Origin of the sequence: Pseudomonas sp. TJI-51, assembly GCF_000190455.2 — a bacterium.
In the GTDB taxonomy this organism is placed as follows: domain Bacteria; phylum Pseudomonadota; class Gammaproteobacteria; order Pseudomonadales; family Pseudomonadaceae; genus Aquipseudomonas; species Aquipseudomonas juntendi.
In genome coordinates, this window is record NZ_AEWE02000013.1 from 49,189 (window position 1) to 49,424 (window position 236).

The window sequence follows — 236 nt, forward strand, 5'->3', positions numbered from 1 at the left end:
GCAGATGGCCAGGCAACTGGGCCTGGCCAGGCCGCTGCTGATCTTTCCTGAAGGCACCACCACCAGCGGTCACGCCTTGCGCACTTTCCATGGCCGCCTGCTGGCAGCGGCCATCGACCGTGGCGTAGCGGTTCAGCCAGTGGCCATTCAATACCTGCGCGACGGCCAGATCGACCCGGTTGCGCCCTTTGTTGGTGACGATGACCTGGTGGCGCACCTGCTGCGCCTGTTCGCCC

1 protein-coding gene is annotated in these 236 nt (G+C 66.1%); it reads left to right on the top strand.

Annotation, left to right across the window (positions count from 1 at the left end; translation table 11 throughout):
- Positions 1-236, top strand: a 236-nt coding sequence (locus G1E_RS29150; RefSeq protein ID WP_047149627.1) for a 1-acyl-sn-glycerol-3-phosphate acyltransferase, incomplete at both ends; no start/stop codon positions are given.